Annotated in this window: 25 protein-coding genes; 13 read left to right on the top strand and 12 right to left on the bottom strand. The window is 69.4% G+C overall.

Annotated features, from left to right (window positions below; genetic code table 11):
• Positions 1-74: 74 nt before the first annotated feature.
• Complete coding sequence (locus VGD93_RS04845) at positions 75-824, bottom strand: creatininase family protein (RefSeq protein WP_395009729.1); 750 nt, start codon at positions 822-824, stop codon at positions 75-77.
• A gap of 102 nt (positions 825-926) precedes the next feature.
• Between VGD93_RS04845 and VGD93_RS04840 the strand changes: the two genes are divergently transcribed.
• The 4 genes from VGD93_RS04840 to VGD93_RS04825 all read left to right on the top strand — a co-directional run bounded on the left by VGD93_RS04840 (position 927) and on the right by VGD93_RS04825 (position 5441).
• Positions 927-1376: an RbsD/FucU family protein gene (locus tag VGD93_RS04840; protein ID WP_395009727.1), complete on the top strand. Its 450-nt coding sequence runs from the start codon at positions 927-929 to the stop codon at positions 1374-1376.
• A 283-nt stretch (positions 1377-1659) separates the two neighbouring features.
• Positions 1660-3306 (top strand): extracellular solute-binding protein, encoded by a 1647-nt coding sequence (locus VGD93_RS04835; RefSeq protein WP_395009725.1) that lies wholly within the window; start codon positions 1660-1662, stop codon positions 3304-3306.
• Positions 3307-3393: 87 nt separating this feature from the next.
• Positions 3394-4512, top strand: coding sequence for a carbohydrate ABC transporter permease (locus VGD93_RS04830; RefSeq protein ID WP_395009723.1), 1119 nt, complete (start codon positions 3394-3396; stop codon positions 4510-4512).
• Between the two features lie 26 nt (positions 4513-4538).
• Positions 4539-5441: a carbohydrate ABC transporter permease gene (locus tag VGD93_RS04825; RefSeq protein ID WP_395009804.1), complete on the top strand. Its 903-nt coding sequence runs from the start codon at positions 4539-4541 to the stop codon at positions 5439-5441.
• A gap of 3 nt (positions 5442-5444) precedes the next feature.
• Here VGD93_RS04825 and VGD93_RS04820 read toward each other — a convergent pair whose 3' ends face one another.
• From VGD93_RS04820 to VGD93_RS04785, 8 genes are all read right to left on the bottom strand, one after another.
• The gene (locus VGD93_RS04820; protein ID WP_395009721.1) at positions 5445-5753 is read right to left on the bottom strand and encodes a HigA family addiction module antitoxin; all 309 of its coding nucleotides are present in this window, start codon (positions 5751-5753) and stop codon (positions 5445-5447) included.
• Between the two features lie 5 nt (positions 5754-5758).
• On the bottom strand, positions 5759-6055 hold the full coding sequence (locus VGD93_RS04815; protein ID WP_395009719.1) for a type II toxin-antitoxin system RelE/ParE family toxin: 297 nt from the start codon (positions 6053-6055) through the stop codon (positions 5759-5761).
• Positions 6056-6113: 58 nt separating this feature from the next.
• The gene (locus VGD93_RS04810) at positions 6114-7613 is read right to left on the bottom strand and encodes an FGGY-family carbohydrate kinase (RefSeq protein ID WP_395009717.1); all 1500 of its coding nucleotides are present in this window, start codon (positions 7611-7613) and stop codon (positions 6114-6116) included.
• Positions 7610-8713 carry a M42 family metallopeptidase gene (locus VGD93_RS04805; protein ID WP_395009715.1) on the bottom strand — a complete coding sequence of 368 codons (1104 nt, stop codon included), beginning with the start codon at positions 8711-8713 and terminating at the stop codon, positions 7610-7612. The genes VGD93_RS04810 and VGD93_RS04805 overlap by 4 nt, the downstream gene beginning before the upstream one ends.
• A 2-nt stretch (positions 8714-8715) precedes the next feature.
• Positions 8716-9528 (bottom strand): BtpA/SgcQ family protein, encoded by an 813-nt coding sequence (locus VGD93_RS04800; RefSeq protein WP_395009713.1) that lies wholly within the window; start codon positions 9526-9528, stop codon positions 8716-8718.
• A gap of 117 nt (positions 9529-9645) precedes the next feature.
• Complete coding sequence (glf, locus tag VGD93_RS04795) at positions 9646-10797, bottom strand: UDP-galactopyranose mutase (protein ID WP_395009711.1); 1152 nt, start codon at positions 10795-10797, stop codon at positions 9646-9648.
• A 31-nt stretch (positions 10798-10828) separates the two neighbouring features.
• Positions 10829-11734 carry an NAD-dependent epimerase/dehydratase family protein gene (locus VGD93_RS04790; protein WP_395009709.1) on the bottom strand — a complete coding sequence of 302 codons (906 nt, stop codon included), beginning with the start codon at positions 11732-11734 and terminating at the stop codon, positions 10829-10831.
• 90 nt (positions 11735-11824) lie between these two features.
• Positions 11825-12718: a hypothetical protein gene (locus VGD93_RS04785; protein ID WP_395009707.1), complete on the bottom strand. Its 894-nt coding sequence runs from the start codon at positions 12716-12718 to the stop codon at positions 11825-11827.
• A gap of 177 nt (positions 12719-12895) precedes the next feature.
• Between VGD93_RS04785 and VGD93_RS04780 the strand changes: the two genes are divergently transcribed.
• The 5 genes from VGD93_RS04780 (at position 12896) to VGD93_RS04760 (ending at position 18094) form a co-directional block, all read left to right on the top strand.
• A complete protein-coding gene (locus VGD93_RS04780) occupies positions 12896-13819 on the top strand; it encodes a substrate-binding domain-containing protein (protein WP_395009705.1) in 924 nt (307 codons plus the stop codon).
• 3 nt (positions 13820-13822) lie between these two features.
• On the top strand, positions 13823-15322 hold the full coding sequence (locus tag VGD93_RS04775; RefSeq protein WP_395009703.1) for a sugar ABC transporter ATP-binding protein: 1500 nt from the start codon (positions 13823-13825) through the stop codon (positions 15320-15322).
• On the top strand, positions 15319-16254 hold the full coding sequence (locus VGD93_RS04770; RefSeq protein ID WP_395009701.1) for an ABC transporter permease: 936 nt from the start codon (positions 15319-15321) through the stop codon (positions 16252-16254). The genes VGD93_RS04775 and VGD93_RS04770 overlap by 4 nt, the downstream gene beginning before the upstream one ends.
• Positions 16251-17663, top strand: a complete 1413-nt coding sequence (locus VGD93_RS04765) for a xylulokinase (protein ID WP_395009699.1) — start codon at positions 16251-16253, stop codon at positions 17661-17663. Before VGD93_RS04770 ends, VGD93_RS04765 begins: the two co-directional genes overlap by 4 nt.
• 65 nt (positions 17664-17728) lie before the next feature.
• Positions 17729-18094 carry a response regulator gene (locus tag VGD93_RS04760; protein ID WP_395009697.1) on the top strand — a complete coding sequence of 122 codons (366 nt, stop codon included), beginning with the start codon at positions 17729-17731 and terminating at the stop codon, positions 18092-18094.
• Between the two features lie 14 nt (positions 18095-18108).
• On the opposite strand, the gene VGD93_RS04755 is transcribed toward VGD93_RS04760, so the two are convergent.
• On the bottom strand, positions 18109-19167 hold the full coding sequence (locus VGD93_RS04755) for a lysine-2,3-aminomutase-like protein (RefSeq protein WP_395009695.1): 1059 nt from the start codon (positions 19165-19167) through the stop codon (positions 18109-18111).
• On the bottom strand, positions 19164-20234 hold the full coding sequence (gene epmA / locus VGD93_RS04750) for an EF-P lysine aminoacylase EpmA (protein WP_395009693.1): 1071 nt from the start codon (positions 20232-20234) through the stop codon (positions 19164-19166). The genes VGD93_RS04755 and epmA overlap by 4 nt, the downstream gene beginning before the upstream one ends.
• 142 nt (positions 20235-20376) lie before the next feature.
• On the opposite strand from epmA, the gene efp reads away from it, so the two are divergent.
• Entirely contained in the window at positions 20377-20946 is a 570-nt protein-coding gene (efp, locus tag VGD93_RS04745; protein WP_395009691.1) for an elongation factor P, read from the top strand.
• 24 nt (positions 20947-20970) lie between these two features.
• On the opposite strand, the gene VGD93_RS04740 is transcribed toward efp, so the two are convergent.
• On the bottom strand, positions 20971-21735 hold the full coding sequence (locus VGD93_RS04740; protein WP_395009689.1) for an SH3 domain-containing protein: 765 nt from the start codon (positions 21733-21735) through the stop codon (positions 20971-20973).
• A gap of 194 nt (positions 21736-21929) precedes the next feature.
• Between VGD93_RS04740 and VGD93_RS04735 the strand changes: the two genes are divergently transcribed.
• Genes VGD93_RS04735 through VGD93_RS04725 form a run of 3 tightly spaced genes read left to right on the top strand, consistent with a single transcriptional unit; the run spans position 21930 to position 25338 of the window.
• Positions 21930-22256 carry a c-type cytochrome gene (locus VGD93_RS04735; protein ID WP_395009687.1) on the top strand — a complete coding sequence of 109 codons (327 nt, stop codon included), beginning with the start codon at positions 21930-21932 and terminating at the stop codon, positions 22254-22256.
• Between the two features lie 11 nt (positions 22257-22267).
• Positions 22268-22975 (top strand): ABC transporter ATP-binding protein, encoded by a 708-nt coding sequence (locus tag VGD93_RS04730; protein ID WP_395009685.1) that lies wholly within the window; start codon positions 22268-22270, stop codon positions 22973-22975.
• Positions 22972-25338 carry an ABC transporter permease gene (locus tag VGD93_RS04725; RefSeq protein ID WP_395009683.1) on the top strand — a complete coding sequence of 789 codons (2367 nt, stop codon included), beginning with the start codon at positions 22972-22974 and terminating at the stop codon, positions 25336-25338. The genes VGD93_RS04730 and VGD93_RS04725 overlap by 4 nt, the downstream gene beginning before the upstream one ends.
• Positions 25339-25343: the final 5 nt, after the last annotated feature.

The raw sequence follows: 25343 nt of genomic DNA, 5'->3' as shown, positions 1-25343 counted from the left end.
TGTCTCCCCGCCTGCCGGTTCGCGGCATTTTCCTCTAGAGATAGCCGTAAGCGCGCGGCGCGCGCAAGGACGCCTCAGCCGGACGCCGGCCGCAGCACCTCGCGCATATGCATCAAAATCAGCTCGCGCCCGCGGCCGCCGAGTTCGGCCGAGGCGTCGCGGGCGCTGCGCGTGTACCAATGCTCGTCGGTCAGCCGGCCCATTTCGACCCCCTCGGGACACAAGGCCAGCATCAGCGAGGTTTCTCCCTGCGCCGCGTGGTCGAAGGGGAACTTGCCGATGATGTCCGCCGTCATCAACGGATGCGCCTTGATCCAGTTGAACGGGTCGCTGCCTCCCGCCTGCTGCGCATAGTAGTCGGCCATGGCCTCGTTGCCCCACCAGCCCTCGCCGCGCTCCTTCTCGAGGAAGGCGAAGATCGCCTGGCGGGCCGCAAAGCGGAAGGCGAGGTCGGTCGGCATGCCGGCGGCGAAGTTCTCGGTCTGGTGGTGGATGAAGACATGCACGTTGCGAAAGCCGATGCGCAGCAGGCCCGTGAACATCGCCTGGGCAAAGGGCTGGAGCGCACCGGCATCGACGTGCAGCGAGCCGTTGCCCTCTGGCGGGGCCACGGCATAGCTCGCGGCGCCGTAATAGAAGGGCGGCAGCACGACAAGGTCCATCTCGTCCTCGAGGATGGCGAGCAGGCGGACCACGGCGAGCGTGTCCATGCCGACCGCGAGATGTTCGCCGTGATATTCGAGGACGCCGAGCGGCAACACCACCGGCCAGTTCTTCTCGATTGCCTCGCGGATCTGGTAGGGCAGCATCATTTCGTAGCGCATCTGGCGTTTCCCTCCGTCGCGGCCCCGGCAACTTGCGCCGCCTGCGGCTCTATGAACAACTTCCCCGGGCGCCATGGCAATGCGCATCAAGAGGAGGAAGACATGCTCAAGGGGATCGACCCGCTGCTCAGCGCCGACGTGCTGCGGGCGTTGAGGGCGATGGGGCACGGGGACGACGTGGTCGTCTGCGATGCCAATTTCCCGGCCGACTCGGTGGCTCGGCAGACCGTCACCGGCAAGCTGCTGCGCATGGACGGGGTGAGCGCCGCGCGCGTCGCCAGGGCGGTCCTGTCGGTCATGCCGCTCGACAGCTTCGTCGACACGCCGGCCCTGCGGATGGAGATCGTGGGCAAGCCGGACGAGGTGCCGCCGGTGCAAGCCGAGGTGCAGGCTGAAGTCGACCGGGCCGAGGGTCGTTCCTGGCCGATGGGCTCCATCGAGCGCTTCGCCTTCTATGAACGGGCCAAGCGCGCCTACTGCGTGATCCAGACCGGGGAGCGCCGCTTCTATGGTTGCTTCGTTTTCAAGAAGGGCGTGATTGCGCCCGAGTAAAACCGGCGTGGGTTCATTCACCTGTGGGTAAAAATCTCGACTCGCGTCGCGGAATGCACATGAACTCCGGCTAACTTACTTGGTTGCAACGGATTTTGTTGACTTGACGGAGCCTTGCTTCCTACCATCCCGGTCTTAGGCACGTGGCGAACGACCACCTGGAGGGAGGTGGGAGGGTGTAGACCCGATCGGGAAGCGCGTCTTGAGTTCTGTGGCGCATGTCCATGGGTCTTCGTCCTCATTCAACTACGCGCACGGCCGCACGTTGGAAGGAGGACATGCAATGAAAGTCGAACATTACAACCGGCTGGTGTTGATGACCCGGCGCCGCAGCTTCCTGAGGGGCGCCGCGGCGCTGGCCGCGGGCACGGCCCTTGGCGGCTCGCTGGCCGGACGCGCCTTCGCGCAGGGCGATCTGCGCGCCGAGATCCTCAAGATCCCGGGGGTCGGAGCGGGCTCGCCCACCGATGCCGACTGGCAGAAGGTCGGCGAGATGTGCCTCGAGGCGACCAAGGCTTCCGTGGCCCAGGGCGAGTTTGCCGGGGTCGAGCTCACCTTCATGGGGCTCAACAACCAGAACCTGCACAACTTCCTGTTCCGCGGCTTCCTCAAGCCGTGGGAGGCCTATACCGGCGCCAAGATCAACTGGATCGACCTCGCCCAGGCCGACTACAACCCGCGCCTGCAGCAGGCGATCGCCACCGGCACGGTGGACTTCGACATCATCGAGATGGGCGCGCCCTTCGAGGGCGATACCGCCGGCAAGGGCCTGCTCGACGAGATGCCGGACTGGGTCAAGACCCAGATCGACATGGATGACTACGTCAACTACCTGAAGGCGCCGGTCGGCACCTGGGACGGCAAGACCTACCGCATCACTATCGATGGCGACTGCCACACCTTCGCCTACCGCAAGGATTATTTCACCGACGCGGCGATTTCGGCGGCGACCGGCATGAGCGAGCCGCCCACGACCTGGCAGCAGGTGAACGAGTTCAGCAAGAAGCTGAAGGGCCAGAAGGACCCGCTCACCGGCGCCGACGCCTACGGCTTCCTCGACCCGCTGAAGATGCAGTGGGGCGGCTTCGGCTTCTATTTCCTCGAGGACCGCGCCGCCGCCTATGCCAAGCACCCCGACGACAAGGCATGGCTGTTCGATCCCGACACCATGAAGCCGCGCGTCAACAACCCGGCCTGGGTGCAGGCTATCCAGGACATCATGGATCTCCAGGCGGCCGGCGCCTATCCGCCGGACCAGCTGAATGCCGACCCCAACGCCACGGCCTTCTCGCAATTCCTGGGCGGCACCGGGGCGGCCCTCACCTGGTGGGGGGATGTCGGCTCCAACGCCCGCACCTCCGACACGTCGGTGGTCGGCGATGTGGTCGGCTTCTCCATCAACCCCGGTTCCGACCGGGTGTACAACGCCGCGAAGGGTGAATGGGAGACGCCGGCGAGCCCCAACTTCGCGCCCAACATGGCCTATCTCGGCTGGGGCGTGTACGTGACCAACCGGGTCTCGGGCGACGAGAAGAAGCGCAAGGCGGCGTGGAGCGCGGCGGCGCATCTGGGCGGCCGCGATATCTCGCTGTGGATGGCGGCCTATCCGTCGGGATTCCAGCCCTACCGCAACTCGCACTTCAACTATGACGAGTGGGAAGCTGCCGGTTACGACCGGGCCTTCATCGAGGACTATCTGGGCTCCAACGCCGACAGCTACAACCACCCGAACGCGGCGATCGAGCCGCGCATCCCCGGCATCTTCCAGTACTATTCGGTGGCCGAGGACGAACTGGCCAAGGGCTTTGCCGGGCAATACGCGTCGGCGCAGGAGACAGCGGATGCCATTGCCGCCGCCTGGGAGAAGATCACCGACCAGATCGGCCGCGACGGCCAGGTCGCCCTCTACAAGGCGTCGCTCGGGCTGTAGGCGCCCCGGCGCTGCGCAACGTTGACAAAGGCCGGCTGGCAGCCCGACAGTTGCCAGCCGGACCCGTCTGGGGGCAGGGAGATACCGATGGCGGAGGCAGGACCGCTGCCCGGGCACGACTTCATCGAACCGGGGGACGACCCCAAGGATGCTGCCCGCCGCCGGGCCGGCACGGCGCTGATCTGGCTGGCCACCATCGGGCTCGGCGCCGTCATCGCGCTGCAGGCCCTCGACGCTGCCGGAATACTCCACCTCGGCTTGGACAACTGGCGCCCGACGCTGTTCGCCTACCTGCTGTGGGCGGTCGCGCTCGGCTACGGCCTCGTGCTCATCCGGGGCGAGGCGGGCCGGCGGGCGCTGTTCATCCTCCCGGCCGTGCTGTTCACCGTCGCCATGGCGATCTTTCCGACCCTGTTCGGCTTCTCCATCGCCTTCACCGACTGGAACCTGTCCTCCTTCGCCGGCCAGAAGTTCAACGGCTTCGACAATCTGGTGCAGCTGTTCCGCGACCCGTTCTACTGGAATGCGCTGGGCAACATGGTGTTCTACGTCGCCCTGGTGCTGGTGGAGTACGCCATTGCCTTCGGCCTCGCTCTCCTGCTCAACGCCGAGATCAGGGCGCGCAAGTTCTGGCGCGTGGTCTTCCTCATCCCGTTCATGCTGTCGCCGGTCGCGGTGAGCTGGATGATCGGCAAGTCGATGATGGAGTACCGCTTCGGCCCGGCGGCGCGGCTGGCCCGCTGGCTCGGCTGGGACAGCCCGGCCTTCTTCACCGACCCGCTCATCGCCAAGCTGTCGATCGAAGCGATGGACGCGTGGGTCTCCATCCCCTTCGTCATGATCCTGCTGCTGGCCGGGCTGCAGGCGCTGCCCCGGGAGGTGCAGGAGGCGGCACGGGTCGACGGCGCCACCGCGTGGCAATCGTTCTGGAAGATCACTTTTCCGCTGATGCTGCCGGTGTCGATCACCGCGATCGTGCTCAGGATCATCTTCAAGCTGAAGCTCGCCGACATCGTCATCAACGTCACGTCCGGCGGGCCGGGCGGGGCCACCGACACGGTGTCGAGTTTCATCTACCGCGAGTACCGCGACCGCTCCAATGTCGGCTACGGGACCATGCTGGCCATGTTCTACCTGGTGTTGATCGTGGTCTTCATCACGCTGCTGCTTGGCTTCGTCTCGCGCCGCATGCAGAGGATGACCTGATGTCCACCGCCACGCAGCCGCTCGAGATGACGGAGGAGGCGGGCGTTGCCGCGCGCTGGAGCCGGCATCTGGTCAAGCAGGTGCTGATCTATGCGGCGCTGGTGTTCTGGGCCTTCGTGTCGCTGTTCCCCGTGTACTGGACCATCACCACCTCCATGAAGGTCGCCAAGGACGTGCAGCTCGGCCACCTCATCCCGTGGGTCGATTTCCAGCCCAACTGGCTGGGCTGGCGCTCGCTCGGGCTCTCGCCCGATACGATCGGCAACGTTTCGACGGTGCGCGACGAGTTCGTGCAGCGGTTCATGAACTCGGTAGTGACCGCCGTCGGCGCCTCCGTCCTCGCCGTGCTGATCGGGGCGCTCGCGGCCTATGGCCTCAGCCGTTTTCGCTACAAGTTCCTGTGGCTGCGCAACAACGACATCGCCTTCTTCTTCCTCAGCCAGCTCATCCTGCCGCCGGTGGTGCTAGCGCTGCCCTTCCTCGTGCTCTATCGCGAGCTGGCGCTGCTCGACAGCACCATCGGGCTCATCCTGCTCTATACGCTCAGCGTCCTGCCCATCGTCATCTGGATCATGAAGGACCAGTTCGACACCATTCCCACCGAGCTCGACGAGGCGGCGCAGGTCGACGGCCTGTCCTCGTGGGGCACGTTCTTCCGCATCATCCTGCCGATGGCGCTGCCCGGCATGGTGGCGGCCTTCATCCTCAGCCTGATCCTGTGCTGGAACGAGTATTTCTTCGCGGCGCTGCTCACCAGTTCGAACGCCAAGACGCTGCCGGTGATGGTCGCGAGCCAGACCGGTTCGCAAGGCATCAACTGGTGGTCGATGGCAGCGCTCTCCACGGCCGCCATCATGCCGCTGGTGCTCGTCGGCATCATGCTCGAGCGCTACATCATCAAGGGGCTGACGGCCGGCGCGGTGAAATAGGCCTCAGGCCGCCGTCGCCAGGGGTCGTGCCCGCTCGATCCGCTGCCGCTCTCGCGGATCGTTCATGGCCTCCCACAGGTCGTTGCGGCGCTGCGTGTCGAGCCAGAAATCGGCGCTGTTGCCGAAGACGCGTGCAAGGATGAGCGCGGTCGGCGCGGTCACCGTCCGGCGGTTGTTGCACAACTCATTGACGTGCTTGCGCGGCACGCCCATGGCTTCGGCCAGCGCAGCCTGCGTCAACCCCATGGGCCGCATGAACTCTTCGACCAGCATTTCGCCGACTGTCACCGGCCGACGCTGCGTCATGTGCATGGCGTTCACCTGTAGCTGTGGTTGTCGAGGTAGACATTCTCGGCTTCGCCGCGGCCGCCGTTCCACCGAAATACCAGCCGCCATTGCCGGTTCACCCGGATGCTGTGCAGCCCATCGAGATCTCCCTTGAGCTTCTCGAAGTGATTGCTCGGAGGGGCGCGCAAGTCACTGTCGGTTGTCGCGTCATCTATCATCTGCAGCTTGCGGAACAGGCGAGCCTCGATGTCCGCGGGAACGTTGCGTGAGCTGACATCAAGCTGGAAGAATCTGCGAAGCCACTCGTCGCGAAAACCAACGATCATTGCGCCGATAACGCCCCTCTGTACCACTCAATGGTACACATTTCAAGTGTTCGTGCTTTCATGCCTTGCGGCCCAGCCGCATCAGGTCGCGGTTGCGCTCGTAGAGCTGGCGGAAGGTGAAGTAGCGCTCATCGTACAGCGGCCGCAGGGCGGGGTCGGGCCTGATCTCTCGCGCCACCGGGTTCCATGCCCTTATGTCGACGCGGCGCACGTCGCCCACCGCGAGCGCGGCGAGGAAGGCGTCGCCGTAGGCGGCGCCGACGGTCGTCTGGCGCACGATCTGGACGTGCCCCGATACGTCCGAGGTGGCCTGGGTCCACACCCGGTTCCTGGTCCCGCCGCCGGCTGCGAAAATGGCACGCGGCCCGGCGCCAACCTCGCCGCATGTCTCGAGCACGTGCCGGGTGCCGCAGGCGATGCCCTCGAGCAGCGCCCGGTAGGCGTCGGCGCGCGTGTGCGTGAGGTCGAGCCCGAAGATCATGCCGCGGGCGTGCGGGTCGTGGATCGGGGTGCGTTCGCCTGAGAAATAGGGCAGCACAACCAGCCCTTTCGCCCCGGGCGGGGAGGCCGCCGCCTCGTCTGCCAGACGCGCCACCGCCGTTTGGGGATCGAGGTCGCGCGCGAACTGCTCGCGGAACCAATGGGTGAGGGTGCCGCTGGTGGCGAGCCCCGCCATGGCCGCGTGCTGGCCGGCAAACAGCCAGGGCGCGTACCACAGCCGGCCGTCACGCACGCGCTCGTCGGTGATCTCGATGATGAAGATGGTCGAGCCGTACATCAGCAGCATGTCGCCAGCCGCGAGCACGCCGACGCTGAGCGCCTCGGCGGCCGCGTCTATGGTGCCGGTGGTGACCGGCGTGCCTTCGGCGAGCCCCGTCGCCGCCGCCGCCTCCCGGGTGACGTGGCCGGCGATCTCGCCGCTCCAGGCGAGGCGGGGCAGCCGCTCGACGGCGATGATGTCGTCGGCGAGTTCCGTACTCCACTCCTGCCGCTCGGCGAGGTAAAGCGGGCTGGTATTGGCTGCCGTATAGTGGTCGATGACGCGGGCGCCGGTGAGTTGGTCCACGAGATACGACGTGGCGGTGTGGATCATCGCCGTGCGCGCGTACAGGTCCGGACGGTTGCGCTTGAGCCACAGGATCTTGGGGCCGACCGACTGGCTGGTGAGCGCATTGCCGCAGCGCGCGAGCAGCACGTCGGCGCCGATCCGTGCCGTCAGTTCCGCGATCTCCCGATGCGCCCGCGTGTCGACGCCGTAGAGGATGCCGTTCATCAGCGGCGCGCCGTCGGCATCGACCGGCAGCATGCAGGGGCCGATGGCGCTGGGCGCCACAGCCTCTATCTCGGCCGGCGCGAGGCCGCTATCGGCGATCAGCCTGTTGGCGAGGAAGCAGAAATCTCCCCACCAGTCCTCGCGCGGGCGGTGCTCCGCCCAGCCGGACTGCGGCACGATCAGCTTGTGCGGCCGCGCGGCGCTAGCGAGGATACGGCCGCTGCCATCGACGAGCACGCCCTTGGATTCGAAGGTACCGATATCGATGCCGAGATAGGCGCTCATTGCTCGAAATCGTCGCGCTCGAGGCTGAAGCCGGGGCCGATGCCGGCGATGGCCGCGACCAGCAGCCGCGCCAGCCCTTCGAGGTCGGCGAGGTCGCACAGCTCCAGCGAGGAGTGCGAGTAGCGCATGGGAAAGCCGACGTCGATCGCCGCCACGCCCGCGCCGACGAGCTGCACATAGGCAGAGTCGGTCAGCGCCCCCACATGAGCGCTCCGCTGCAGCGGCAGTGCCTCGGCCGCGGCGGCCTGCTCGAACAACCGAACCAGCGCCGGATGCGGAATGGTGCCGTTGAGGGTGCCGCGGCCGTGGAAGGAATAGAGGCTCATCGCCGGCCCACCCCCCAGCCGGACGTCGCCGCGCGCCGCCATGTCCGGCGTGTCGGTGGCGAGGATCAGGTCGAGCTGGATGGCGATGTCGGGCGCGAGCGCCCGGGCGGCGGTCACGGCGCCGCGCAGATTGAACTCCTCCTGCACCGAGAACACGAGATGTACCGTCGGCTTCGGCTCGACCGCGCGCAACGCCTGCGCCACTTCGACGAGCACGGCGCAGCCGGCACGGTCATCGATGGCGGTGCCGGCGATGCGGCCGTTGGCGAGCTCGACGACGGCCGGCGCATAGACCACCGGCGTGCCCACGTCGATGCCTGCCGCCAGCACTTCGGCGGCGCTCGCAAAGCCGGCGTCGACATGGAGTTCGGAGTAGGGCACGACCCGGTATTTCTCCTCGGGCGTCGTGGCATGGTGGCTCTTGTTGGCGATGATGCCCGGCACGTCCCTGCCGTCACCGATCGAGAACAGCACCTGCTGGCTGGGGAGGGCTTTCTCGGGCACGCCGCCAAGCCGCTCGACGCGGACGCGGCCGTCGGCCTCGATCTTGCGCACGACGAAGCCCAGTTGGTCCATGTGGGTGAACAGCATGACCGTGGGCGCCGCCGGGTCGCCGGCGAGGGTGGCGATCAGATTGCCGAGCCGGTCGGTACGTGAAGCGATGCCGAGGCCGTCCAGCGCCTGCCGCAGATGGCGGCGCACGCGGCCCTCGTGGCCGGAGAGGCCGGGGACGCGCATGAGCTCGCTGAGCAGCCGGCGCAGCCTCTCCCGCATCGTCAGCCTCCCCGCGCGGCGCGGGCGAGGCGCATGAATTCGGCCGCCCGCGCCGGGTCCACCGGATTCCAGGTGTGGCCGTCGACCTTGAGGGCGGACCCGACGATGCAGCCGTCGGCGACGTGCAGCACGTCGCCCACCGTCTCGTGCCGCACCCCGGTATTGGCGAGGACCGGGGTGTCCGGCAGCACGTTCTTGACCGCCAGCAGGTCGCTCAGTTCCGCCGGCTCGCCGGTGATGGCGCCGGAGACGAGGACGGCATCGGGGATGGAGGAAAACACGGCGCTGCGGGCCCGGTCGGGCAGGCTGCGACGATCGAGCGACCAGGCGAACTCGGCGCTGACATTGTAGAGCAGGGCGAGGTCGCTTCGCCCCAGCCGGTTGCGATAGCGCACGGCGCGCCCCGCATCGGGGGTCCACGGCCCCATGTCGGAAGCGTAGTGCCCGGTGAAGATTTCGCGCACGAAGGCCGCCCCGGTCGCCGCCGCCAGCGCCATGGTGCTCATCGGATCCCACAGCACGTTGACGCCGAAGGGCACCGCGATGAGTGCCCGCAGCCGGCCGATGACATAGGCCATCGTGGCGGTGGAGGCGGTGTCGGCGGTGAACTCGTACGGGCGGTCGTTCTCGTTGCCGAACATCACCGCGTCGACCCCCGCCGCCTGCAGCGCCGTCAGATCCTGGCGGGCATCATCGACCAGGCCCTCGAGGCCGCGCTCGGCGTCGTGCAGCGGGGCGCCGGGCAGGGCGCCCAGATGCACCATGGCGATGACGGGCTTGCCGCCGCCAAATACCTTCCTGAACTTCTCGGTCACGACCAGCGAGCCCCGTCCGGAATGTAGTAATCATAAGTAACAGCTTGAATTTCTGCCGTCCATTGCATGCCCTACACGCGGGGGCCGGGGCCTGGGCGCCTCGCGCGCCCCTTTCCTTCAGCCCGGCGGGAAGGCTGTGCGCGCCAGCGTCTTCCAGTCCCGCAGCGCCATGGCGATGGCCTGGTGCATGTCGAGGTAGCGATAGCTGCCAAGGCGGCCGCCGAACATTACGCCCGGCGCCGCGGCAGCCCGGGCCTGGTAGCGGGCGAGGCGGTTCCGGTCGGAGGGGGTCTCGATCGGATAGAACGGCTCGTCGTCGCCGGCGGCGAAACGCGGGAACTCGCGGGCGATCACGGTGCGGTCGGCGGGATAGGCGCGCTCGGGGTGAAGGTGGCGGTATTCGGTGATGCGCGTAAACGGCACGTCGAGATCGGCGTAATTGACGATCGCCGCCCCCTGGAAATCGCCGGTCGCCAGCACCTCGTACTCGAAGCGGGTGGTGCGCCAGCCCAGGGCGCCTTCGGCGTAGTCGAAATAGCGGTCGATGGGGCCGCTATAGACGACCGGCGTGGCGGCCGGGGCGCGGGCTCGCCAGTCACGCCAGTCGACCCCGAGCACCACGCGGATCAGCGGGCTCGACAGCATGCGGCGGAACAATGCAGCGTAGCCGTCCTGCGGCATGCCCTGGAAGCGGTCCGAGAAATAGCGCGAGTCGAAGCTGTAGCGCACCGGCAGGCGCGTGATGACGGCGGCCGGCAGGTCGCGCGGGTCGGTCTGCCACTGCTTCAGGGTGTAGCCGCGGATGAACGCCTCGTAGAGCGGTCGCCCGACGAGGGAGATGGCCTTGTCCTCGAGGTTGGCCGACTCGCCCTCGGCCGCGCCGGCCTGGGCGGCGATCAGCTGCCGTGCCTCGTCGGGGGTGAAGCGCCGGCCGAAGAACTGGCAGATGGTGGCGAGGTTGATGGGCAGGGGGTAGATCTGCCCGGCATGGACGCTCCAGCCCCGGTGCTGGTAGGGGGTGAAGTCGGTGAATCGGGACAGATAGGTCCACACCTCCTCGTTGGGCGTATGGAACAGATGCGGGCCGTAGCGGTGCACCTCGATGCCGGTCTCCCGGTCGGGCTCGGAATGGGCATTGCCGCCGACATGCTGCCGGCGGTCCAGTACCAGCACCCGCAGGCCGCGCTCGCTGGCGGCGCGCTCGGCGACGGTGGCGCCGTAGAAGCCGGCACCCACCACGATGAGGTCGGCATCCGCAAGCGCGTCCAAGCTCGATCTCCGCTGGCGGTCCGGGGCGGGCCTAGGCGACCTCGGCGGCAAAGTCCGCCGCAAGACGGGCCAGGCCGGTGCCGAGGTCGGTGGTGACCGTCCAGCCCAGGACGCTGCGCGCGCGGCCCGGGTCCCCGACAAACCTGCTGATGTCGAAGGCACGGGGCGGCGCCGTCACCATCCGCGCCCGGTGGCCGCCGAGTGCAATCGCCTGTTCTGCCAGATCGGCGAGCGTAATACCGACGCCGCTGACGAAGTGGATCGGGGGCGGGGCGGGATCACCTGCCTCCAGCAGGTCGACGAGCCGGGCGACGCCGTCGGCGGCATCCTCGACATGCGTCAGGTCGAAGGTGCAGCGGTTGCCGTCAACCCTAAGCGTGCCGCCGGTCACCGCCGCACGGAGGAAGGCCGGCACCACGCGGGTGGCGTGGTCGGCGGTGCTGCCGTAGACACTCGAGAAGCGGACGATGGCGGTCTTCAGCCCTGCCCCTCGCGCCTCGCCGCACAGCCGCTCCGCCTCGACCTTGCTGCGGGCATAGGTGTTCATCGGGCGAAACGGGGCACCCTCGTGCACCGGCAGATCGTCCTGCTGGCCGTAGACCTCGCGGCTGCTGGCATGGATGAACCAGGGGCGGCGTCGCGCTGCCAGCGCCGCATCGAGAAGTGCCCTGGTGGCGTCGACATTGACGGCGCGGCAGCGTTCGGGGTCCAGCTCGCCCTCCACCACGCGGGAGACCGCCGCCAGGTGCACGATGCCATCGACCCCGTCGAGCAGTGGGGCCAGCCGCGCTGCATCGACGATGTCGATCCGGCGCTCCTTGTCCCGGGCGCGGATGTCGAGGCCGAGTACGGCGAACCCCGCGGCTCTCAGTCGCCGGGTCAGGGCGGTGCCGATCAGCCCCTCGGAGCCGGTGACGAGGATCGTCCGTCTGTTCATCACTTCGCTCGCCTTGCGAGAGAGCAGAACGCTAGCATCGGCGGTCCCCGGCGGCAACGGCAAGCCCGGCAGCCGCGGCGATGTCATCGGTCACGGGGCGACGAGCCGCGCCAGCAGGTGCAGCAGCAGCCTTGCGGGAGCGGCCTTGTAGCTCCGCGAACGCAACACGTCGAGGAACCGGCGCAGCACGCCAAGCTCGGCCACGCGGTCCCGCATCGCCTGCCTGTCGAGCAGGGTGTCCTGGGCGGGAAAACGATAGGCCACAGCCGCCTCGGGGCTGTCGAAGCGCGCCAGCGCCACCATCTTGGTGGCGACTGCGACGGGCAGGGCGAATTTCTCGGCCCGTCCGAGCCGGTGCAGCCGACTGCCCGTCGAGACCGGGCGCGTGTGGATCGCCGGCGTCGCGTCGAGCACGAAGGTGCGGGGCGGGCGGTGCAGCAGCGCCTCGGCCAGCCGGGCGATCAGCGGCTCCAGCCCCCAGCCGGCCTCGAGATGGGGGTGCACGTGCAGGATCGGCAACACCGCCTTCTCGAACACTTCGCCCGAATAGGCCGGCGCCATGATCTCGACGATGTTGGTGGCGTGGCAGCTGGCTCCCGCGATCTGGCGGGTCACCTGCCAGGAGACGTACTCGTTCGCAATCGACGGCTGGAAGCTGTCCGCCCCGATCTGCCGCGCCAGCGCGAAAGCCTCGGAGAGGGCGGCGGCGCCCCCGGGAAAATCGATGTCGTCATCGGGCAGGAAGACGTAGCCGTAGTCCGACATCGGGGGGAGGCCCTGCTCGCGGGCGAGGCGACCGACTTCGCCTACCAGCGTCCACTTGTATCCCTTGCCGGCAAAGAAGCGGTCAGAACCCTGCCGGTAGCGCTCGGCCACGGCCGCGTCCTCGCCGTAGTAGCAGACCCACAGCTCGAAATCCCGGCCGGCGGCATAGCGTTCGTGCAGCGATTCGTCGCCCGCCATGACGATCACCAGATTGCGCATGCGAACCTCCGTCTTCGGCCGCGTCGGCTGCCGGGCCCTTCACACGCCCACGCAGTTGTGGTCCTGTCAATGCGGCGCCCGCGACGGCTGTCCCGCCGGGCCGCCGCGCACCAGATTGCGCTTGGATCAAGCAGGCCCGCCGGGTTAGCTTCGGGGCCTCCTGGAGGATGAGTTGTCATGAACAAGTACCTGCTGTCGCTGACCGTGGCGACGATGCTCGCGACTGCCTCCGGCGCCGCCCTGGCCGCCGGCGAGAAGGTGTCGCTGATCACCCCCTACCTGTCGGCCACGGCGACCGCCGAGATGGTCGACGCCTTCAAGGCAAAAGCGGCGGAAAAGGGCTGGGCGGTCGATGTCGTCGACACCGCCGGCGACATGGGCGCGTTCGCCAGTCGCATCGAGGATGCAACGACCGCGGGTGTCGCGGCCATCGTGCTGGTTTCGGTGGATCCGGCGCAGATCCAGGACCAGGTCGACAAGGCCAAGGCCGCCGGCATTCCGGTGGTCACCATCGACGGGGCGAAGAACGACGCCACGGTGCTCAACGTCACCTCCGACAACTACGTGCTCGGCGAGACGATGACCAAGTTCCTGTTCGCGCAGATCGGCGATGCCGGCAACATCGTGCGCTTCTTCCATTCCGCCCATCCCGGGGTGCGCCAGCGCGAGATTGCGCTCGACGACGCGCTCAAGGCCAATCCGAACGTCAAGGAAGTGGCCAATCACTACGTGCAGGTGCCCGGCCAGATCGACGACAGCCGCGCCGCCATGGACGCCATCCTGCTCGCCAATCCGGGCGAGGGGGCCATCGACGCGGTGTGGGCGGCGTGGGACGAGCCCGGCATCGGCGCCAACCTCGCCATCGAGGCCGCTGGGCGCAAGGGCATCGTCATTGCCGGCATCGACGGCAATCCCGAGGCGATCGAACTGATCCGGGCGTGCAGCGCCTATGTCGGCACCGTCCGGCAGGGCTTCGCCGAGATGGCGAACATCGCCGCCGAGGAGCTCAGCAACATCTTCGCCGGGGCCTCGCCGACGCAGGCCGAACTCTACGCGCCGGTCGAGCTGATCACCCGCGAGAGCCTCGGGGTTACCTGCTAAGCCTTGCTCGCACTCCGTGGCATCGCCAAGCGCTTCGGCGCCACCAACGCCCTCGCGGATGTGAACCTGTCACTCCGCGGGGGCGAAGTTTTGGGCCTTGTCGGGCACAACGGCGCCGGCAAGTCGACGCTGATCAAGATCGTCGCCGGGGTGCAGCCGCCCGACGACGGCGACATCCGCATCGACGGCCGGCCCGTCCGCTTCCATTCGCCCCATGACGCCTATGCCGCGGGCATCCGCGTCATCCATCAGGACGCGCCGCTGGTCCCTGGCTTCGACGCCGTCGAGAACTGCTTCCTCGGCCGGCACTACCCGCGCCAGCTGGGGATGATCGACCGCCGAGCCATGCGGCGCGCGATTGCCCCGATCGCGGCCGGAATCGCTCCCGACCTGCCGCTCGACGTCCCCGTCGCGTTGCTGTCGCCGACGCAGCGGCAATTCGTGCGCCTGCTCAAGGCGGTCGCCGACAAGGGTCGCCTGCTCATCCTCGACGAGCCCACGGCGGCGCTCCCGGCCGAGGACGCCGAGGCGTTCTACGAGGTGCTGGGCCGCACGCGCGAGCGCGGCACCTCGATCCTCTTGGTCAGCCACCGGCTCGACGAGATCGCCGCCTTCTGCTCCCGCGCGGTCGTCCTGGCCGACGGGGTGGTGGTGGCCGAGCACGCGGGGGCGGACCTGACGCCGGCGGCCCTCATCCGCTCGATGGGCGGCAGTGCGGCCGGCATCCCCCGCGACGCCGCCGCGCCGGCGGTGGCCCCCGTGGTGCTGGCGCTGGAAGGGCTGACTACGGCGGCGCTGCGCCAGCCCGTCTCGTTCGAGGTCCGCGCCGGCGAGGTGGTGGCGCTCTACGGGCTTGCCGGTTCGGGCCGCTCGCACCTGCTCAATGCCGTTTGGGGCGAGGAGAAGGTGCATTCGGGCGCCATGCGCCTCGAGGGCATGGCCTACGCGCCGCGAGGTCCGCGCGACGCCGTGCGCGCCGGCATCTCCTACGTGCCGGCGGACCGACACCGCAGCGGGCTGTTCGCCGATTTCGACCTCGTCTTCAACAAGACGCTGCCGCTGCTCGAGAACTACCGCCGCCTTCCCGGCCTGCCGTTGCCCGATCCGCGGGCCGAGCGCGCCGCCTTCCTCGTCGCCGCCGAGCGCGTCGCCATGGCCTTCGGTTCGCCGCGCCAGCTGGCGCGCACGCTGTCGGGCGGCAACCAGCAGAAGCTGATCTTTTCGCGCTGGGCCAACCGGCACTCGCGCGTCATGCTGCTCGACGAGCCGACGGAGGGCATCGACGTCCTGGCCAGGGCCACGATCCGGCAGATCATCGGGGCCATCGCCGGCGACGGCAACGCCGTGCTTGTCTCCACTTCCGACCGCGACGAGGCGCTGCAGTTGGGGGACCGCATCGCGGTGTTCCGCCACGGCGCCATCGTGCGTATCTTCACCCGCGCCGAGGCGACGCCAGAGCTGTTGTCCGCCGCCGCCCAGGCCAGGGAGCCGCAAGCCGCTTGACCCCCTCGACCCTCAGCCGCTTCGGCACGCTCATCGCCTTTGTCCTGCTCTGTGTCGGTTTCTCGCTCGCCGCGCCGCAGGCCTTTGCCAGCCCGGCCAATTTGTTCAACCTGGTGCAGCAGATGGCGACGCTCGCCATCGTCGCCACCGCCGCGACGCTGGTGATGACCATCGGCGAGTTCGATCTTTCCGTCGGCTTTGCGGCGTCGCTCGCCGCCGTCATCTGCTTCGTGCTGTTCGCGCAGGGTTACGACGTCTGGCTCGCGGTCCTCGCGGCGCTGGCCGCCGGTATCGCCGCGGGGGCGCTCAACGGCGTGCTGGTGGCGCGCTACGGCATCCCCTCCTTCGTGGCGACGCTGGCGCTCGGCACCGTGCTGTCGGGCCTCGCCTTCGGCCTGTCGGGCGGCGAAAGCCTGTTCCGCCAGGTGCCTGACGGCTTCAAGGCGCTGGGCCGCGGCGACCTGTTCGGCATCCCCGTGCTCGCGCTGTGGATCGCCGGCGTACTGGGGGCGGCGGGCTTCGTCCTGGCGCAGACCGAGTTCGGGCGTCACCTGCGGGCGATCGGCGGCAATGCGCAGGCGGCGCGCCTCGCCGGCCTGCCGGTGCGGCGCGACGTGGTCGTCACCTTCGCCGCCGCCGGCGGACTTTCCGCCCTTGCCGGGCTGCTGCTCGCGGCGCGCCTGGGCAGCGTCCAGCACACCATGGGCGAGCCGCTGCTGCTGCCCGCCTATGCGGCGGTGTTCATCGGCACCACCGCCTCGCCCACGGGCGCCCCGACGGTCGCCGGCACGCTGCTCGGCGTCGCCATTACCGGGGTGATGGTCAACGGCATGACCATCGTCGGGGTGGAGCCCTTCATCCAGCGCATCCTGACCGGCGTCATCATCATCGTCGCGGTGCTCCTGCGCCGCTTTGGGCGGAGGGCCGCATGACCATCCTTGTCCTCGATTGCGGCAGCTCGGCGCTCAAGGCGACGGCCTTCGCCCCGGACGGCAGCATCGCCGCGACGGCGCAGGCGGAGTATGCCGGGGCCACGGAACATCGCGCCTCGCCGGAAAGCTGGTGGCAGGCGGCGGTCGCGGCCATGCACGACCTGCCTCCCCTCAACTGCCACGCGGTTGCGCTCAGCGGCACGATGGAAAACCTGATCCCGATCGCCGCCGACGGCGCGCCGCTGGGCGAGGCGCTGCTCTATACCGATCCGTGCGGAGCGCCCTATCTCGACCGCATGCGGGCCGGGCTCGAGGGCATCGATGCGGCCGGCATCACCGGCAACGCCCCCGAGCCGCTGATGACGGCCTTCAAGCTTGCCTGGCTGCGCGACAACGCACCAAAGCATTTCGAGGCGGCCCGCTGGTTCCTGCCCGGGTCCAAGGATTTCCTGCTCCACGGACTGACGGGGCGGGCCGTGACCGACGCCAGTTGCGCAGCGACCACCGGGCTCATGGACGTGCGCTCGCGCCAGTGGTCCGAGCCGCTGCTGGATCTGTTCGGCGTCGCGCGGGACCGGTTGCCGGCGATCCTGCCGGCCACCGCCATCGTCGGCCCGCTCGCCCACGCCGCCGCCGCGGCGCTCGATCTGCAGCCGGGGATCCCGGTGATCAACGGCTGCGGCGACGGCGCCGCGACCACCATCGGCAGCGGCGCCGAGCAGGCCGACGACGTCAGCCTCTATCTGGGCACCAGTGGCTGGGTGGCCCGCGTCGCGGCCGGAAGCGACCCGGCGCCGCGCCCGTTCTACCGGCTGCCGCACCCGCTGATCGACGGCGTCATCGAGATCGCGCCGATCATCTCGGCCGGGGCGGCGGCACAATGGGCGCGCGACGCGCTGGGCATCGACCTGCCCGCCGCCGAGCGCCTGGCGGCGGCCGCCGATGCGCAACCCGCCGACGTCGTGTTCCTGCCCTATCTGAGCGGCGAACGTTCCCCCTTCGTCGATCTCGACCTGCGCGGCGGGTTCACCGGCATCTCGGCCGCGGACGGGGCGGGGAGCCTGTACTACGCCGTACTCGAGGGCGTCGCCTTCGCCATCGCCGCCAATCTCGACGCCATGGGCGGACAGCGTGGCGGGCGGGTGAGCCTGGTCGGCGGCGGCGCGCGCAGCGCCACCTGGCCGGCGGTCATCGCCGACGTGCTCGACGCCGAGGTCACCATCCCCGCGGCCCCGGCCAGCGCCACCAGCCTCGGTGCCTTCCGCATCGCGGCCAAGGCCCTGGGCTATGCCGAGACCGCGTCGCTGCGGGTCCGCTCCGTCGCCCCCCGGGCCGGGCGCGGGGAGCGCGTCGCGCGCCTGCGCCGGCGCTTCGAGGCGGCCACGCAGTTCCTGCGCACGCTGGACTGACCGCCTGCCGCGGAACCGGCCTCGGGCCGGGTGCGTTCCGGTGGCACCGGAAGGCGGAGGCAGTGATGAAACCCGACCCGTTGCGCGTACTCATCGTCGAAGACGAAGGGATCGTCGAGATGATGATGGAGGAGATGGTGCGGCACCTCGGCTGCACCGTCGTCGCCTCGTCGCGCACGCTCGATTCCGGCATCGCCATGGCCGAGAGCGAGCAGGTGGATTTCGCGCTGCTCGACTTCGATCTGGGCGGCGGCGCCGATGCGCTGCCGATCGCCGAGGCGCTCGAGGAGCGCGGCATCCCGTTCGTGTTCGTCACCGCCCACGCCGCCGAGCTGCTGCGCGACACCCATCCGCACGTGCCGGTGCTGGTCAAGCCCCTGCAGCTGGGCCAGCTCGAACGGGTGATGCCGCTGCCGCGTACCGTGCACTGAGCAGCGCCGCGGGCTCAGGCCGACTCCGTGCCCGCGGGCGGGTAGACGTGCTCCTGCCCGTTGAAGTCGGTGACGGTGAAGCAGCCGTCGCCGCGCGGCACCAGCGCGCTCGGCCCGATCGAGGCCTTGCCGTGCCCGCCGGGGATATCGAGGATGTAGGTGGGCTGGCACAGCCCGGAAATGCGGCCGCGCAGCCCCGCCACCAGCTTACGGCCCTCCTCGATGGAGAGACGGAAGTGGCTGGTGCCCGGGGCGAGGTCGGGGTGGTGCAGGTAGTAGGGCTTGATCCGCGTCTCGACCATGGCCCGCAGCAGTTGCGCCAGCGTGTCGGGGTCGTCGTTCACTCCCTTGAGCAGCACCGACTGGCCGAGCAGCACGATGCCGGAATCGGCCAGCCGCGCACAGGCAGCACGCGCCGCCGCCGTCAGTTCGCGCGGGTGGTTGGCGTGCACGGCGACATAGGTGCTGCGGCCGCTCGCCTTGAGCGCCGAGATCAGCTCGGCGTCGATGCGCTCGGGCTCGACCACCGGCACGCGCGAATGGATGCGCACCACCTGGACGTGGCCGATGGCGCCGAGCGGGGCGATCAACTCGGCGAGCCGCCGCGCGGAGAGCACCAGCGGGTCGCCGCCGGTGAGGATCACCTCCCAGATCTCCTCGTGCTCGGCGATATAGCCGAGGGCCCGAGCCAGCGCCTCCGGCGACAGCGTCCCCAGCCCCTGCGGCCCGATCATCTCGCGGCGGAAGCAGAAGCGGCAATAGACCGGGCAGACATGCACGGCCTTGAGCAGCACGCGGTCGGGATAGCGGTGGACGATGCCCTCGACCGGCGAGTGGCTGAGGTCGCCGATGGGGTCCGCGCGTTCCTCGAGTGTGGTCTCGAGCTCGGCGCCGCTGGGCACGAACTGCCGCGCGATCGGGTCGTTGGGGTCATCGGGATCGATCAGCTCGGCCATGGCGGGAGGGATGGCGAGGGTGTAGCGTTCTGCCACCGCCTCGAGTTCGGCGCGCCGCTCCGGCGCGGCGAGGCCGGCCTCGATCAGATCCTGCGGCGTGCGCAGCGGCCGGCTCATGCCAGCGCCTCGGCCACCGGCGCCCACAGCACCTGGTCGATGCGGCTGGCGCCCGTCGCCAGCATCACCAGCCGGTCGAAGCCGAGCGCCACCCCGCTCGCCGCGGGCATGCCGGCGAGGGCGGCGAGGAAGTCCTCGTCGAGCGGATAGCGCTCGCCGTAGAGGCGCTGCTTTTCGTCCATCTCGGCGGCGAAGCGGCGGCGCTGCTCCTCGGCGTCGGTCAGTTCGCCGAAGCCGTTCGCGAGTTCGACGCCGCAGGCGTAGAGCTCGAAGCGCTCCGCCACGCGGGCATCGGTGGGCGACCGGCGCGCCAGCGCCGCCTCGGAGGCGGGATAGAGATCGAGCAGGGTGGGCCGGCCCAGCCCCAGGTTCGGCTCGATCTTTTCGACCAGGATGCGGCTGAACAGGTAGCTCCAGCCGCGATCGTCGGGGACCGTCAGCCCGGCGTCACGCATCTGCCCCGCCAGCGCCTCGCCATCGGTGGCGCCGCTCGCATCCAGGGTGGCGAGCAGGTCGATGCCCGCATGGCGCGCGAACGCGTCGGCAACGCTCAGCCGTTCCGCTTCGGCGTGCGGATCGCAGGCGCGCCCGCGCCAGCGCAGCGTCGGCGACCCCGCTGCCCGGGCCGCGAGGCGGAGCATGGCGATGCAGTCGCTCATCACCGCCTCGTAGGGCTCCCCGGCACGGTACCACTCGAGCATGGTGAACTCGGGGTGGTGCAGGGGGCCCCGCTCGCGGTTGCGCCACACGTGCCCGATGCTGGCGATGCGCCGCTCGCCGGCCGCCAGCAGCTTCTTCATGGTGAACTCGGGCGAGGTATGCAGATACAGCGGAAACTGCGTGCCGTCGTTGCCGGTAGCGAGGGTCGAAAAGGCGTGCAAATGGGTTTCGTTGCCCGGCGAGCGCTGCAGGCCCGGGGGATCGACGATCACGAAGTCATGCTCGGCAAAGTAGCTTCTGGCCGCCGCCTCGATCCGGTTGCGGGCCAGCAACACGGGCCGGCGGTCGGCATGCACCGCCGGTGTCCACCACGGGGAGACCGGCGGTGAAGGGGGCGAGGAGGGCAAGAGCGGCGTCTTTCGTGCTCGGGACTGGCGGTTTTGGCGGATTTGCGCTATCGGCGGCAGCGAAACACGAGACAGATGCGCGCGGCCGGGCCGAATGGCCATTCATCTAGGCCGCCGCCACCGCTGGAACAAGGAAGAAGTAATGGTAAAGGTCATCGCCTCGTCGCTGCGCAAGGGCAACGTCGTCGAGCAGGACGGCAAGCTCTATGTCATCCTTACCTCCGAGAACATCCACCCGGGCAAGGGTGCCTCGGTCACCCAGGTCGACATGCGCCGCATCACCGATGGCGTGAAGGTGTCGGAGCGGTGGCGCACGACCGAGATGGTGGAAAAGGCCGACGTCGACGAGCGCGAGTACCAGTACCTCTACGAGGACGCCGAGGGCTTCCATTTCATGAACCCGGAAAGCTACGAGCAGATCGCCGTCCCGGCCGACGTCATCGGCGACCAGAAGGCCTATCTCAACGACGGCATGCTGGTCTTTCTCAAGACCTTCGAGGGTACGGCACTGGCCATCGAACTGCCGCAGCGCGTGACGCTGGAGGTGGTCGAGACCGAGCCCGTGGTGAAGGGGCAGACCGCCTCGTCCTCGTTCAAGCCCGCCATCCTCAACAACGGCATCAAGACCATGGTGCCGCCGCATATCGGCGTGGGCACCCGCATCGTGGTGATGACCGAGGATGGCTCCTACGTCGAGCGCGCCAAGGACTGACCTTTCGGCCGGGCGCCGCGCGGCCTACAGGTCGCGGGCGTCGGCCCAGGCCGACAAGCCGTCCTCGAGCATCACGCGGACCCAGCGCCCGCGCGTCTCGAGCACGGCGATGCGCTCGCCGCGCCGGAGCGTGAACAGCAGGGGCGCGAGGCGCGACGGGCCCGCCCGCAGCATGAGGGGGCTCCCGATGCGGGCGAACTGCAGTTGTCGCACCTGCCGCGGCTGCTCCGCCTCGACCAGTTTTCGCTTCGCCTTGGGCGGGGTCAGGCGCTCGGGCGTCGCCGTTTCCGAAAGATAGCGCGAGGACACCCAGCCGCTGTCGCCGTTGTCGGCGACAACCAGGGTCCAGCCGCCGGAGGTCTCTGAGGCGCTGACCTTCTGGCCCGGCTTCAGCACGAATAGCTTGGCCGTCGAGGCCGACGGGCCGGCCCGGACGTTGACGGCGCTGCGCCCCACCCAGAGCGTGCGGGCGGGGGCCTCGACCGTTGCTTCCGGTGCGGGCGCGGCGGGGACGGGGGCAGCCGGCGCGATCGACGCGACCGCCACCGTGCCGCTGCGCTCCGGCGCGAGCGGCGGGGGCATCGGCTGCGGCGCTGATGCCGGCAGAGTCGGGGCGGCAACGGTCAGCGCATCGGGCAGGGAGCCCGTCGCCTCCGGCGCGCCGCCGTCGCTTCCCAGCGCAAGGCTCGCGGCGGGCTGCCGGGTCTCGTCGCCGGGGATCAGCAGGAGGGCGGCAACGCCCGCTGCCGCGATCAGGGGCCAATGGGACATCCGGGGCAGGCTGCGCATGATGAACCGTCCTTTCGCTTATCAAAGCGCGAGCGGGGGTGCCGGTTCCCCGTGCCCGGCGAATCCGACGGCGGCGCCGCGCCCAGGTCGCCGGAGCGGGGTTGATGCCGGTCAAGGCGCGCTCTCGCGCCGCCGGCATTGTGCGGATAGAATCGGCTGAGATGGGCCGGGTCGGCCACGAAGGGAGGACTGCGATGAGCGTGGAGCAATGGGCCGCTATTGGCGGCCTCGTCGCGGTCGCTGCCCTGTTCGGCTGCTCGCCCGCGGAGGATCCGGCGGTGGCGCAGGGCCGGCAACTGGTCACCACCTATTGCGCCGATTGCCACGCCATCGGGCCGACGGGCGAGAGCCCGCTCGACATCGCCCCCCGCTTCCGCGACCTGCATCTGCGCTACGACGTCGCGTTCCTCAGCGAGGCGCTGGTCGAGGGCATCGTCACCGCCCATCCCGAGATGCCCGAGTTCGAATTCGACCCCGACCAGGCCGAGGCCATCGTCGTCTACCTGAAGTCGCTGGAATAGCTGCCGCGACCATGGGCGCCACCGCGTTTCGCACCGTGCAGCTGACCAAGACCTATGGCAGCGGCGATACCGCGGTGCAGGCGCTGCGGGGGACCGACCTCATCCTGCCGGCGGGGGAATTCACCGCCATCCTCGGTCCCTCGGGCTCCGGCAAGTCGACGCTGCTCAACATCCTGGGCGGCCTCGACCGCGCGAGTTCGGGCCAGGCCTGGTTCGAGGAGCACGAACTGACGGCGCTGAGCGACGCCGGGCTCACCCGCTATCGGCGCGACCATGTCGGCTTCGTGTTCCAGTTCTACAACCTCGTGCCCAGCCTCACGGCGCGCGAGAACGTGTCGCTGGTCACCGAGATCGCATCCCACCCGATGCGGCCCGAGGAGGCGCTGGCCCGCGTCGGCCTCGCCGACCGCGCCGAGCACTTCCCGGCGCAGCTCTCGGGTGGCGAGCAGCAACGCGTCGCCATCGCCCGGGCCATCGCCAAGCGCCCGAGCGTGCTGCTGTGCGACGAACCGACCGGTGCGCTCGACAGCAAGACCGGCGTCGCCGTGCTCGAGGCGCTGACGCATGTCAACACCGAGCTCGGCACCACCACGGTCATCATCACCCACAACGCCATCATCCAGAAGATCGCGCATCGCGTGCTGCTGATGGCCGATGGCCGCATCGTCGACGAGATCGTCAACCCGACGCGACTCAAGCCGTCCGAGGTGTCGTGGTGAGCGCCCTCGACCGCAAGCTGTTCCGCGATCTCGGCCGGCTGTGGGCGCAGGGCCTGGCCATCGCGCTGGTTGCCGCCGCCGGGGTGATCACGCTGCTCATCGGCATCGGCACGCTGCGCTCGCTGAGCGAGACGCAGCAGGCCTATTACGAGCGCTACCGCTTCGCCGATGTGTTCGCCACGGCGACGCGCATTCCCGGCCCCGTCGTCGACCGGGTCGCCGGCCTTGCGGGCGTTGCCGTCGCCGAGGGCCGCATCCAGAAGCGCATCATCCTCGACATCGAAGGCATGGCCGAGCCGGCCAACGGCCTCGTGCTCTCCATTCCCGACCTGGGCGAGCCCCGGCTCAACGCCCTGCACCTGCTCGAGGGGCGCCTGCCGGAGCCGGGCCGGGCCGGGGAGGTGGTGGTGTCCGGCACCTTTGCGGCGGCGCAGCGCCTTCGCCCGGGCGCCACCCTGTCGGCGATCATGGACGGTGACAGGCGCGAGTTGCTCGTCACCGGCATCGCGCTCTCGCCCGAGTTCGTCTACTCGGTGGCGCCGGGCGAGTTCCTGCCCGACGATCGCCGCTTCGGCGTCATCTGGATGCCGTACACGGCGGCGGCGGCGAGTTTCGCCATGCAGGGCGATTTCAACGCGCTGAGCGTGCAACTGGCGCGCGGCGCCGAGGCGCGCGCGGTCATCGCCGCCCTCGACGAGTTGCTGCGCCCCTATGGCGGCGCCGGCGCCTACGGGCGCGACCAGCAGACTTCGCACGCCTTCCTCGCCTCCGAACTCAGCCAGCTCGAGGCGATGAACTTCGTGCTGCCCCCGATCTTCCTCGGCGTCGCGGCCTTCCTCGTCAACATGACGCTGGGGCGGCTCGTCACGCTCGAGCGCGAGCAGATCGGCCTGTTCAAGGCCATCGGCTACGGCTCGGCCACCATCGCCTGGCACTATGTCAAACTGGCCCTGCTGATCGCCGCGGTGGGCGTGGTCATCGGCTGGGGCCTCGGGGCCTGGCTCGGCCGCCTGCTGGCCGGGGTCTACGCCGAGTTCTACAAGTTCCCGTTCCTGTTGTTCGACGAGCGGCCGGACGTATTCGCCATTTCCGGGCTCGCGGCCCTGCTGGCGGCCGCCCTGGGTTGCGTGCAGGCGGTGCTGTCCACGGTACGGCTGCCGCCGGCGGTGGCCATGTCGCCGCCGGTGCCCCCGGTCTATACGCGCTCGCTGTTCGACCGCTATGCCCGTGTCGGCCGCCTGCCCAAGGCGCTGACCATGGCCATCCGCAACCTCGTGCGCCGGCCGCTGCGGGCCGCACTGACGGCGCTCGGCATCGTGCTCGCCACCGCGCTCCTCGTCGGCGGCATGTTCGCCGAGGACTCCGTCGATTTCCTGATCGATGCCACCTATTTCCGGGCGGAGCGGCAGGATGCGAGCCTGGTGCTGGCGCGCGCGGTCGGCCCCGGCGGGCTCGAGGCCACCAGGCGGCTGCCGGGGGTGCTGGCGGCCGAGCCGGCGCGGGCCGTCCCGGTGGTGTTCCGCCACGGGCTGCGCAGCAAGCGCGCGGCGCTGGTCGGCAAGCCCGCCCATACCGATCTCAGCCGGGTGCTGGACGCCCGGCTGGACGCCGTGGTGCTGCCCGAGCACGGGCTGCTGCTGACCGAGACGATGGCCGGGCTGCTCGGGGTCCGGCCGGGGGACGCGGTCAGCATCGAACTGATGGACGGCAGCGGGCGCGTGCTCACCGAGACCGTGTCCGAGGTGGTGCAACAGTTCATCGGCCTCGGCGCCTACATGGAGATCGGCGCCCTCAACCGGCTGCTGGGCGAGGCGTCGCTCGCCGACATGGTCAGCCTCATGGTCGACGATGCGCAGTGGCCGGCGCTGTTCGCTGCGATCAAGGCGACGCCGGTCATCACCGGCGTGACGCTCGAGCAGCGGGCCGTGCAGAAGTTCCGTGACTATATCGGGGAGAATATCGGGGCGTCGCGCCTGGTGCTCGTCCTGATGGCGAGCCTCATCGTCTTCGGCGTCGTCTACAACGCCATGCGCATCCAGCTCTCCGAGCGCGCCCGCGAACTCGCCAGCCTGCGCGTGCTGGGCTTCACCATCGCGGAGGTCTCGATGATCCTGCTCAGCGAGCTGGCGCTTCTCATCGTGTTGTCCATCCCGCTCGGCTGGGTCGTCGGCTACGGCCTGTCGTGGCTGGTGGTCAATGGCGGCTTCGAGAGCGAGCTGTTCCGCATACCGCTGGTGATCAACCGCTCGACCTACGCCATGGCCGGCGTGGCCGTGCTCGCCGCTGCGACGTTTTCCGCCTATTTTGTCCAGCGCCGCATCGCCGGCCTCGACATGATCGCCGTTCTCAAGACGAGGGACTGAGCACG

The organism is Devosia sp., assembly GCF_036406155.1.
Lineage (GTDB): Bacteria > Pseudomonadota > Alphaproteobacteria > Rhizobiales > Devosiaceae > Devosia_A.
This window is presented reverse-complemented; position numbering and strand designations above follow the sequence as displayed.

Excerpts from the sequence above, each read along its gene's own strand:
- VGD93_RS04780 (WP_395009705.1), top strand. The coding sequence starts at position 12,896 with ATGAACAAGTACCTGCTGTCGCTGACCGTGGCGACGATGCTCGCGACT.
- VGD93_RS04755 (WP_395009695.1), bottom strand. The coding sequence starts at position 19,167 with ATGAGCCGGCCGCTGCGCACGCCGCAGGATCTGATCGAGGCCGGCCTC.
- VGD93_RS04740 (WP_395009689.1), bottom strand. The coding sequence starts at position 21,735 with ATGCGCAGCCTGCCCCGGATGTCCCATTGGCCCCTGATCGCGGCAGCG.
- VGD93_RS04815 (WP_395009719.1), bottom strand. The coding sequence starts at position 6,055 with ATGATCGTTGGTTTTCGCGACGAGTGGCTTCGCAGATTCTTCCAGCTT.
- VGD93_RS04785 (WP_395009707.1), bottom strand. The coding sequence starts at position 12,718 with ATGCGCAATCTGGTGATCGTCATGGCGGGCGACGAATCGCTGCACGAA.
- VGD93_RS04830 (WP_395009723.1), top strand. The coding sequence starts at position 3,394 with ATGGCGGAGGCAGGACCGCTGCCCGGGCACGACTTCATCGAACCGGGG.
- VGD93_RS04835 (WP_395009725.1), top strand. The coding sequence starts at position 1,660 with ATGAAAGTCGAACATTACAACCGGCTGGTGTTGATGACCCGGCGCCGC.
- VGD93_RS04840 (WP_395009727.1), top strand. The coding sequence starts at position 927 with ATGCTCAAGGGGATCGACCCGCTGCTCAGCGCCGACGTGCTGCGGGCG.
- VGD93_RS04730 (WP_395009685.1), top strand. The coding sequence starts at position 22,268 with ATGGGCGCCACCGCGTTTCGCACCGTGCAGCTGACCAAGACCTATGGC.
- VGD93_RS04845 (WP_395009729.1), bottom strand. The coding sequence starts at position 824 with ATGCGCTACGAAATGATGCTGCCCTACCAGATCCGCGAGGCAATCGAG.
- efp (WP_395009691.1), top strand. The coding sequence starts at position 20,377 with ATGGTAAAGGTCATCGCCTCGTCGCTGCGCAAGGGCAACGTCGTCGAG.
- VGD93_RS04825 (WP_395009804.1), top strand. The coding sequence starts at position 4,539 with ATGACGGAGGAGGCGGGCGTTGCCGCGCGCTGGAGCCGGCATCTGGTC.
- VGD93_RS04760 (WP_395009697.1), top strand. The coding sequence starts at position 17,729 with ATGAAACCCGACCCGTTGCGCGTACTCATCGTCGAAGACGAAGGGATC.
- VGD93_RS04810 (WP_395009717.1), bottom strand. The coding sequence starts at position 7,613 with ATGAGCGCCTATCTCGGCATCGATATCGGTACCTTCGAATCCAAGGGC.
- VGD93_RS04820 (WP_395009721.1), bottom strand. The coding sequence starts at position 5,753 with ATGCACATGACGCAGCGTCGGCCGGTGACAGTCGGCGAAATGCTGGTC.
- VGD93_RS04805 (WP_395009715.1), bottom strand. The coding sequence starts at position 8,713 with ATGCGGGAGAGGCTGCGCCGGCTGCTCAGCGAGCTCATGCGCGTCCCC.
- VGD93_RS04790 (WP_395009709.1), bottom strand. The coding sequence starts at position 11,734 with ATGAACAGACGGACGATCCTCGTCACCGGCTCCGAGGGGCTGATCGGC.
- VGD93_RS04765 (WP_395009699.1), top strand. The coding sequence starts at position 16,251 with ATGACCATCCTTGTCCTCGATTGCGGCAGCTCGGCGCTCAAGGCGACG.
- VGD93_RS04735 (WP_395009687.1), top strand. The coding sequence starts at position 21,930 with ATGAGCGTGGAGCAATGGGCCGCTATTGGCGGCCTCGTCGCGGTCGCT.